At 67.5% G+C, this 415-nt stretch carries 1 protein-coding gene; it reads left to right on the top strand.

Annotated features, from left to right (window positions below; translation table 11 throughout):
• Nucleotides 1–415: ABC transporter permease (locus tag GVN67_RS29360; RefSeq protein ID WP_200845468.1), on the top strand; the 415-nt coding region annotated here is incomplete at both ends.

The raw sequence follows: 415 nt of genomic DNA, 5'->3' as shown, positions 1-415 counted from the left end.
CTTCTATGTGGACAGTGCCTCGCCCAATATCTCCGTCTCCGTCGCGGCCCTGCGGGGCCCGGCGGCGGCATCGGCGCAAGTCAACGGCGTGGGTGCCGCACTGTTCCGCGTACGCGGCATGGCGCTGGCCGAAGGCCGGTTCTTCGACATCCCGGAACAGGAAACGCGGGCGCAGGTGGCCGTCATCGACCAGCGCGCGGCAAGGGCGCTCTTCGGCTACGCCTCGCCGATCGGGCAGACGGTCCTTCTCGGGGAAATGCCGGTGCAGGTCATCGGTGTCCTGCGTCCGATGCAGAGCAGCTTCGCGTCGAGCACGCCAGGCTTCTTCGTCCCCTACACCACCGTCGCCACGCGCCTCGCCGGACGGCAGTACCTGGAAAGCATCACGTTGCGCATCAAGGACGACATCTCCAGC

Origin of the sequence: Roseomonas sp. 18066 (genome assembly GCF_902706185.1) — a bacterium.
Taxonomy (GTDB): domain Bacteria; phylum Pseudomonadota; class Alphaproteobacteria; order Acetobacterales; family Acetobacteraceae; genus Pseudoroseomonas.
This window is presented reverse-complemented; position numbering and strand designations above follow the sequence as displayed.